At 51.2% G+C, this 9,092-nt stretch carries 6 protein-coding genes and 1 pseudogene; 6 read left to right on the forward strand and 1 reads right to left on the reverse strand.

Annotation, left to right across the window (positions count from 1 at the left end; genetic code table 11):
- Positions 1–88: 88 nt before the first annotated feature.
- Positions 89–550, reverse strand: a pseudogene (locus ACTHS4_RS11155) (TonB-dependent receptor plug domain-containing protein); the annotation flags it as partial.
- Between the two features lie 595 nt (positions 551–1,145).
- Here ACTHS4_RS11155 and ACTHS4_RS11160 point away from each other — a divergent pair.
- The 6 genes from ACTHS4_RS11160 (at position 1,146) to ACTHS4_RS11185 (ending at position 8,870) form a co-directional block, all read left to right on the forward strand.
- On the forward strand, positions 1,146–3,344 hold the full coding sequence (locus ACTHS4_RS11160; protein ID WP_371460492.1) for a TonB-dependent hemoglobin/transferrin/lactoferrin family receptor: 2,199 nt from the start codon (positions 1,146–1,148) through the stop codon (positions 3,342–3,344).
- Positions 3,345–3,417: 73 nt separating this feature from the next.
- Positions 3,418–4,209 (forward strand): heme/hemin ABC transporter substrate-binding protein, encoded by a 792-nt coding sequence (locus ACTHS4_RS11165; protein ID WP_371460493.1) that lies wholly within the window; start codon positions 3,418–3,420, stop codon positions 4,207–4,209.
- A gap of 142 nt (positions 4,210–4,351) precedes the next feature.
- Entirely contained in the window at positions 4,352–5,293 is a 942-nt protein-coding gene (locus ACTHS4_RS11170; protein ID WP_371460494.1) for a FecCD family ABC transporter permease, read from the forward strand.
- Between the two features lie 46 nt (positions 5,294–5,339).
- A complete protein-coding gene (locus ACTHS4_RS11175; protein ID WP_371460495.1) occupies positions 5,340–6,065 on the forward strand; it encodes an ABC transporter ATP-binding protein in 726 nt (241 codons plus the stop codon).
- 274 nt (positions 6,066–6,339) lie between these two features.
- On the forward strand, positions 6,340–8,160 hold the full coding sequence (gene hutW / locus ACTHS4_RS11180; protein ID WP_371460496.1) for a heme anaerobic degradation radical SAM methyltransferase ChuW/HutW: 1,821 nt from the start codon (positions 6,340–6,342) through the stop codon (positions 8,158–8,160).
- 92 nt (positions 8,161–8,252) lie between these two features.
- Positions 8,253–8,870: an NAD(P)H-binding protein gene (locus tag ACTHS4_RS11185; RefSeq protein WP_070825735.1), complete on the forward strand. Its 618-nt coding sequence runs from the start codon at positions 8,253–8,255 to the stop codon at positions 8,868–8,870.
- Positions 8,871–9,092 lie beyond the last annotated feature (222 nt).

The raw sequence follows: 9,092 nt of genomic DNA on the forward strand, positions 1-9,092 counted from the left end.
CCGCCGTTGCCTGCCGTCGGCGCGGCGATGAATTCTTTGTCGGGCGCCTGCTTTTGCATTTCGTGCAGGATGCCCAAGTCGGTTGCCACAATTCACGGCTGAACGAAGGGCCTTTTTCGATGGAAACGCTGCTGATGATGTTGGGGTCGACGTAGTTGCGGTTGTTTGCGCCTGCGTAGCCGCGCCAGACGGTAATCGCCTGCTCCGTGCCATCAATGGTAACGGGAATCCGTCCCTGTCCCTGTACGCCGCGTATATTGGGATCCAACGCGCCGCTGTTGCGCGCGTCACCGCTGTAAACACCGGACATGCCGCTTAAAAGGTCGGATACGGTGTTGCCTTTGAAGGTTTCGACTTCGTTTTTGCCTTTGTAAAGATTGACGATTTCGCGGGCATAAACTCGGTTTTTACCGATTTCGTCTTTATTGCGTGTGCCTTTGACATTGATGGTATCGAGAATAACTGTCGAATTATCTGCAGCATAAACGGCAGGGACGAAACCAATGGCGGCGATGCAGGCGGAGAGGGTGGTGACTTTGATCGGTTGCATAGAATGTATCCATATAGCTTGATTGGTAAGGCCGTCTGAACAAGACAGACCGAATAGATGCGATTACACTCTGACTAAAATAATACAAATAAGTTTGATTATTATTTATAATTTTGTGAAATTCTAACTAATTTTTAATAATATGGAAATGTTTTTTGAGTTTGAGGTAAATAGAAGGGTGAGGGATAAGAGGAACAAATAAAACCTTGTTTGAATATTTCAGACAGGCTTGGATTCGAATTTCAAATGCAACATCCGGATCCCAGTGGTTGGAACAGATTCAAAAATAAAACTCTTGGCGTTTCGTGGCTAAATGCTTTTCTCTGCGATGTACTTCTCGATCATTGTCGATGATGGTGTCGGCCTCCTAATCGCCGATGCGGGATTTTTGGTCGACAACGGCAGGTCTGTTTTCTATGCCGACACGGTCAGGCACTTTGCTTCTGATCCATGAATTATTTATCCAGCTACGTCATACTATATTTTGCGTTTTTGAAGTGGTTTTTAGTGCTATCTTGAGATTTCTAAACTTGCAAAAACCGCCTATTTATTTTATAAATGCAAACCATTATTATTCAAATGATAAGGTTGTGTAATGAAAAAGAAAGCGATTGCCTGTGTAATAGGGGCGGTTTTTTCCGGACAGTTATATGCGGCTCAGATGCCGGTGGCTCAGGCAGAAATAGAGCCTGTGGTGGTTACGGCCGACCGCAATGCGCAAACCTTGGATAAAGCCGCGCCGAATGTGTCGGTTATCGGACGTAAAACCTTGAATCAAGCCTCGGCGCAGAATTTGGACGATATCGTGATGTATGAATCCGGCGTCAGCGTGCCGTCAGACAACAACCGCCGCGGTCATGCCGGTATCAATATCCGAGGCATAGACGGCAACCGCATTCTGATGATGGTAGACGGCGTGCGCATTCCCGAATCTTATGCAGGTGGCGGCTCCAACGGCGCGATTTCGGGACGCGATATGGTCGAAAGCGACACACTCAAGCAGGTCGATATTGTCAAAGGCCCTTATTCCGCGCTGTATGGCAGCGACGCGCTCGGCGGTGTGGTGAACATGGTGACGCTCTCTCCGAGTGATTTCGTCGATGAAGGCAAACGCGGTTATTTCGGTTTGAAACACGGCTACCGCAGCCGCGACCGCAGCCATGGCGTGACGGCGACTGTAGCAGGTTTCCATGAAAACGCTGAAGGTCTGCTGATGCTGACGCGCCGTCAAGGTCATGAAACCGAAAACATGGGCAGTGATACCAGCTACTCGACTGCGCGTACTGCCACCAATCCACAGAAAAACAATGCCTACAATATCTTGGTGAAAGGCAATATCGGCAACGAACGCCACCGCTTGGAAACTTTGTACGAACAGTATTACCACGCCAACGATACCGTATTGGCAAACGGCTTGGGTTCGCAATCGCGCGGGCCGGTAACCATCGCAACATCTGAGAGCAATGCCCGCGACCGTATCCGCCGTCAACGTATCGAAGCAGGCTACCGCTACACTGGCGAAGGCCATCTGAAAGAAGCCAACCTGACTGCCTATCAGCAAAAACTGCGTACGGAAGACGATGCCGTCGATGCGAGCATTACGCGTATGGGCGCGCGCCAATTAGGTAACTCGACCCGTTATTCCGACTATGGTTTCAATCAGACCATACGCGGGCTGAACGGACGCGGCGTGTGGGAGTTTGACGGTGCGGTCAAACAAACCGTCGTTGCCGGTGCCGAATACAAACACACCGAGACCGCCCGTCCGCGCGACAGTCTGACAGTAGACAATCTGACCGGCGCCGTCAGCAAAGTTTATGCAGGCAGCACCTATCCGAATAAAACCTTCCCCGACAGCAAGCGCAAAACGTTCAGTGTTTACGCACAAGACAGCCTGACCTTCGGCAACGGCATTGTTCTAACTCCGGCCTTGCGTTACGAAAAAGACAAGCTGAACACGTCGACCGACCAAGCCTATCTCAACGCAAATCCCGGCGGAACGGCGACGCGCTTTAGCGATTCTGCGTTTACGCCCAGCCTGCGCCTGAGCGTGCCTATGGGTGAGCAGTTCACCGGTTTCGCTACTTATTCCCAAGGCTTCCGTACGCCGCCGTTTGACAGCGCGACCATGGCGTTTGCCAATACAACCTACGGCTATGCCGTCATCCCGAATGCGAATCTCAAATCCGAACGCTCCAACAGCTTTGAATTGGGGATGAAGTTCAAAAACGAACGCGCCCGTGCGCAAGTCACCGCGTTCTACAACCGTTACCGCAATTTCATCAACCGCACTGAAGTCGGTACCTCCACCGTTGGCAGACGCCCGATTATCCAGTACCAATATCAAAACCTCGATCACGTCAAAACCTACGGTGCTGAAGCTTCTGCCGCCTACAAATTCCTGCCGGGCTGGCAAGTCTCCGGCAGCATCGCTTGGATGCGCGGTGAGCAGCAGGACGGCAAACCGTTGGATTCCGCTTATCCGCTCAACGGTGTTTTGGGTTTGGACTACACGCAGGAAAAATGGGGTGTCGGCACCAAGCTGCGTTGGTCGAAAAAACACAGTCGCGTCAGCAGCGACACTGTTTTCCAAGCGCCGGGTTATGGCGTATGGGATGTCGGCGCGTGGTACAAACCGTTTAAAAACCTCGAAATCGGCGCAAACATTTACAACGTCGGCAACAAAAAATACTGGCAACACGCCGACGTTGCCGGCATGAGCCGTACCAGTGTGATGGACTTGTACACCGAAACCGGCCGTAATTTTGCCGCAACCGTACAACTGAAGTTCTAATGTGATTCAACCGTTTTCAGACGGCCTGAGAAAACGAGCAGGCCGTCTGAAAGCATGCGACAAGGAAAAAACAATGAAACTCAAACTCCTTCTGCTTTCCGCGCTTATTTCGTTGGCCGGCACTGCACACGCACAACGCATCGTCGTGTTGACCCCCGATACGGCAGACATCGTTGCCGCGCTCGGCGCATTGGACGAAATCGTCGGCCGTGATCAGACCGTTCAAAATCCGGCGTTGAAAAACAAGCCCAGTATCGGCATTCATCGCCGCCTGACGGTTGAACCGATTGTGGCCGCCAAACCCGACATTGCCATCGGTTCATGGATGGCGCAGCCTGCCGATATTTTTGCCCACCTGCAAAAAGCAGGCATTAAAGCCGTCAATGTTGCGCCCGATGACAGCATCGCCGCCTATCCGCAAAGTATCCTCAACATTGGTCAGCTTATCGGCAAAAGCGCGCAGGCGGACAAGTTGGCAAGCAAGTGGCAGGCGGATATGAAACAGCAGCCTTCCAGCGGCAAACGCTACCTCTTCAGCTACGACGGGCGCATCGTATCGGGCAAAAATACTGCCGCCGACGAAATCATCCGCCGCGCCGGTGGTATCAATGCTGCAGCCGCCATTGACGGCCTCAAACCGATGACGCGTGAGGCATGGATTGCGGCCAAACCCGACATCATCATTATTGCCGACCACAACACCGCCATGATAGGCAACGTCAAAACCTTTGCCGCACGTCCCGAAATCTCCGGCTCGCCTGCCGCGAAAAACGGCAAGATTTATTTGTGGAAGGCCAACGATATGTTCCGTTACGGGCTGGATACGCCGCAAGTGATTCAGCGTTTGCACGGTTTGGCGAAATAAACGCGCCTGTTTTGAAAAACCTGTCTGATTTTTGTTTTCAGACGGCCTTGATTTGTTCCTTCTTATTGAGGAGGAAGCAAAACGGTTGTCTTAAAAATGCCGTCTGAAACCGTCCCTCAATCCGCTTGAACCGCATGATGTCATGAAACCGCATATCCTTACCCTCTGCCTGCTGCTTACTGCCGCCGCCGTTTATTTGTGCTGCGGCATCGGTTTTGGTGCGTGGGAGTCGCCGTTGGCGATGGATGAAACCGTCCGCCAAATTCGTTTACCGCGCATCTATACCGCGCTTTTGGTCGGAGCCGGTTTGTCCGCTTCGGGTGCGGCATTGCAGGCTTTATTTGAGAACCCGCTGGCCGATCCGAGTTTGATCGGGACATCGGGCGGGGCGGCCTTGGGCGTGATTGTGTTATTGGCTTTGGGCGGCGGCGCGATGGGTGTGCCGGCGGCGGCTTTTCTCGGTGCATTGGGTGTGTGCCTGTTGATTTTGGCGGTGCACAAACTGCTCGGCGGCGGTACTTTGGGATTGCTGGTGTTGGGGTTTGTGTTGAGCGCGTTTTCGGGCGCGGTAGTCAGCATGATTTTGTTTTTATCTGACGATTTGGTATTGCGCAGCGCGACCACATGGCTGTCGGGCAGCCTTGCCGAAGCCGGTTTCTCATCACCTGTCGCGGCAATCGCGGTCATGTTGCCCGGTTTTCTGATTTTGTTGTCCGCAGGTAGGCGGTTGGACGTTTTGATGACGGGGGAAGACACGGCTACCAGTATGGGGGTATCAGTTGAGGCATTGCGTGTGCAAACCGTAATCGGCGCGGCATTGATGACGGGGGCAGCGGTATCGCTTTCGGGCATCATCGGTTTTCTCGGCATGATGATCCCCAATGTGCTGGCGCAAACCGTCGGTGGCAGTCGCCGCAAACTGATTGCGCTGTCGGCTTGGTTGGGCGCAGTGTTTTTGATGGTGGTGGACGGAGCGGCGCGCTGGCTGACATACCCTGTCGATCTGCCGGTCGGTATCGTGATTGCCTTATTGGGCGGACCATTTTTTATGTATTTGTTTATCAAGCCTTTGAAAAGCCGTTGATGCCTAAACAGGCCGTCTGAAACTTCATTGCCCCATATCTTTTGCCATGCACACCTTATTTCAAATCTGTAATCTTTCCGTCCGTGTCCAAGACAAAACCCTGCTTGAAATCGATCAACTGGATATACCTTCGGGCATGACCGTTATTATCGGTCCGAATGGTGCGGGCAAATCCACTTTGCTGCGTGCCTTAATCGGGCAAATAGGGCAGGGGGAAATCACGCTTTTCGGTGAGGCCGTTGCGCCGCAAATCCGTGCGGGTAGGGTGGCATGGGTCGGGCAGCATGGCCGTTACAATATGCCGATGACCGTACGCGAATACATTGCGTTGGCGTCATTCGTACAAAAAGGCCGTCTGAACCATGAATGGGCGGACGAGTTGCTCGATTATTTTGATTTGACGGCATTGGCGGATAAGCGTATCGGCAAGCTCTCAGGCGGCGAACAGCAACGCGCCAACATCATCCGCGCCCTGTTGCAAAACGCGCCGGTCTTGCTTTTGGACGAACCGTGCAACCATCTCGATATCCGCCACCAACACCGCCTGATGCAGTATTTGGTCGAGCATTCAAACCGTGCCTCATCAATGATGGTATTGCACGATTTAAACCTCGCCGCGCGTTATGCAGAACATATTATTTTGATGAATAAGGGAAAAGTCGTTGCATCAGGCAAGGTGGGCGAAGTGATGCGCCCCGACTTGCTTGAATCGGTTTACGGTTGGCAGATACGCCGTTGCGAAGATGATGCAGGGTTTTATTTCAGAAGCTGAGCGCCAAAAGGCCGCCTGAAAAACGATAAAGAAAATTTATTTTATCGTTCAAAAATAAAATGAGATGGGAGGATGTTCTCGACTTGAAGAACCAAATTTCGCACATTTCACAAGTAAAATGCCGATTTCCATCAAATAGAAATACATTTAATTATTTATAGAATACAATATCTTAAAATAATACTAATTTTTAATTATACAAAAATATTGACAAGAAAATAATAATAGTTATTTAATATATAAATCTTATTAATAATTTTTATTAATCATTATCATGGTAAAGCAGCTTGTTTGGACTCCGAAACAATCCGCGCCCAAGGCATTTCCCGAACGTCAGGCATTGATGCCCGTTTGGGGCGGTGTTCCAATGCCGCGTCCCCAGTGGCAGAACATTTGGAAGAAAAAGCTTCCCCATGCCACGGATGTGGACGCGCTTGCTTATCTGCATATTCCATTTTGCGCCAACCACTGCGTTTTTTGCGGCTTCTACCGTAATGCGTGGAAGGACAGCCAAAGCAGCGTGTACACCGACAAAATTATCGAAGAAATGGCCGCTGAAGCCGAAGTCCGTACAGGTAAGGGCAAAATCCGAGCTGTTTATTTCGGGGGCGGTACGCCGACCGCGTTGCTTACGGAAGACCTCGTCCGCCTGATTCGTGCCTGCTACCAATATCTGCCGCTTGCCGAAGATTGCGAGTTCACCATCGAAGGGCGCATGAGCCATTTCGATTTGGAAAAAGCAAAGGCCTGCATCGAAGCAGGCGCCAACCGCATTTCCATCGGCGTGCAAACCTTCAATACCGCCATCCGCCGCCGTCTCGGCCGCAAACACAGCGGCGACGAGGCGTTTGAATATTTGGCAAAATTGTGCGAACTCGATGCCGTGATTGTGGCCGATTTGATGTTCGGCCTGCCCAATCAAACCGATGACGTTTGGCAAAACGATATTGCTCGCGCCACCGAGCTACCCTTGTCCGGTTTGGATACGTACGCGTTCAACCTTTATCCCATGCTGCCCATCAATCGCATGATTGAAAAAGGCGCATTTCCGACACCACCGGGTTTCGATATTCAGGCAGACCAATATGCCTACACGGTTGAAACACTGCTGGAAAAAGGCTGGGAACAGGTCAGCAACAGTCACTTCGCCTATCCCGGCCGCGGCGAGCGCAACCGCTACAATACCCTGATCAAATCCGATATTCCCTGTTTGGCGTTCGGCTCCGGCGCAGGCGGTAACTTCGGCGGTTTCAGCTATCAGGTGCAGGGCGATTTGGAGAGCTATCTCGCCACGCCGAAAGACGAGAAAAACATCGCGTTTATGAGCGGTCATAGTCCAAATAAAGCACTGCTCAGCAAAGTTCAGCACGATATTGAAACAGGTCGTCTGAATCCATTATTGTTCGACGGCAACAAAGCAGCGCAAAAGCTGATTGCCCAATGGCAGGAAATGCAGCTTTTTAAAGAACCCGATTCGGACGGCCTGATCCGTTTGAATACCAGTGGCCGTTATTGGTCGCCCACCCTTATCCGCAAACTCATGCTCACTCTTCCGACTCAAGAAAAGGATCAAACCATGCAAAAACTTTCAGCCGAACAACAAACCATGTTACGTCACTCATTGGAAAAAAATCCCGGCCAAGTGCTGGAAATGCTGGCTGCGCAAAACCAATGCAGTTTTGAAGACGTTATCCGCTGTCTGCCGGAAGAGAATGTGCGTCAAACCGAAGGCAGCCGCATAGTCGAAATCCTCCAAGCCGTTGCCGCATGGAATGAATCCGTTACCTTCATCGCCCACACCCCCGATGCCATCGTCGAAGTCAGCGGCAAACTGCCTAACGGCAAAGTCGGCCGCGGTTTCTATAACTTTGACCATCCTGAAACCGACGGCGGCGTACACGGCCACATCTACTATGAAAACTGCGCCTCCATCTACCTTTTGGAACGCCCATTTATGGGTAAAGCCACTTGCTCGCTCAACTTTATCAACCGCAACGGCGGCGCCATGTTTAAAATTTTCGTCGGCCGCGACGAAGCAGGCGAGTTGAAACAACACCAAATCGAAGCCATGCGTAAACTATTTGATGCCGCTTAAACGGTTTCAGACGGCCTGAAAATCCGTTCCTTGTTGCATAGAGGAGCGGATTTTCTAACAATAAACATCTACCATACAAAGGAATCTCAAACATGCAACTCATCTTCGGAGCCAACGGCCCGTCCGGCCGCGCCTATATCCGCACATTGACTGACTCAGCCGATACCGTCGCCGTATTAAGAAAGCCGTCTGAAGACAGCTTTTTTGCCGAACACAATATTCAAACCGTCGTCGCCGATGCGCTTGATGTCGACGCACTCGATAAAGCGTTGGCACAATATCGTCCCGATACCGTGATCAGTTTTGTCGGCGGCAAAAACGAAGAGGGTATCCGCAGCGATGCGCTGGGTAATATCAACATCATTGCCGCTACGAAAGCCGTCAATCCGCAAGCCCGCTTTGTATTGATTACCAGCATGGGCTGTGGCGAACAATGGGACATGATGAGCGAGCCGTTCAAACAGGCACTCGGCGAAGCCGTCCGTGCCAAAACAGAAGCCGAAATCTATCTCAAACAAAGCGGTTTGAATTGGACTATCTTGCGCCCCTGCGGCCTTGCCGATGGCGAAGATAATGCCTATACCTTGACACAAAATGCCCAAGAAATTCCGCAAAAATACATGACACGCAATGGCTTGGCCGCTGCCGTTGCTACCATTGTCGGCCAAGCGGACAGCAAGGGCGAAACGTATAGCGTTGGTGCGGCATAAACTGATTGAGTAGATTGCCCACTTTTCATTGTTAAAGTTGGAGTAGGTAATTGGTTAGCAGCCGATCAAATAATAAGAGACCTTTGCAAAATTCCCCAAAATCCCCTAAATTCCCATCAAGACATTTAGGGGATTTCTCATGAGTACCTTCTTCCAGCAAACCGCACAAGCCATGATCGCTAAACACATCGACCGTTTCCCACTATTGAAGTTGGATCAGGT

The organism is Neisseria sp. P0014.S009, from assembly GCF_051958155.1.
Taxonomy (GTDB): Bacteria; Pseudomonadota; Gammaproteobacteria; order Burkholderiales; family Neisseriaceae; genus Neisseria; species Neisseria flavescens_C.

Excerpts from the sequence above, each read along its gene's own strand:
- ACTHS4_RS11160 (WP_371460492.1), top strand. The coding sequence starts at position 1,146 with ATGAAAAAGAAAGCGATTGCCTGTGTAATAGGGGCGGTTTTTTCCGGA.
- ACTHS4_RS11165 (WP_371460493.1), top strand. The coding sequence starts at position 3,418 with ATGAAACTCAAACTCCTTCTGCTTTCCGCGCTTATTTCGTTGGCCGGC.
- ACTHS4_RS11170 (WP_371460494.1), top strand. The coding sequence starts at position 4,352 with ATGAAACCGCATATCCTTACCCTCTGCCTGCTGCTTACTGCCGCCGCC.
- ACTHS4_RS11175 (WP_371460495.1), top strand. The coding sequence starts at position 5,340 with ATGCACACCTTATTTCAAATCTGTAATCTTTCCGTCCGTGTCCAAGAC.
- hutW (WP_371460496.1), top strand. The coding sequence starts at position 6,340 with ATGGTAAAGCAGCTTGTTTGGACTCCGAAACAATCCGCGCCCAAGGCA.
- ACTHS4_RS11185 (WP_070825735.1), top strand. The coding sequence starts at position 8,253 with ATGCAACTCATCTTCGGAGCCAACGGCCCGTCCGGCCGCGCCTATATC.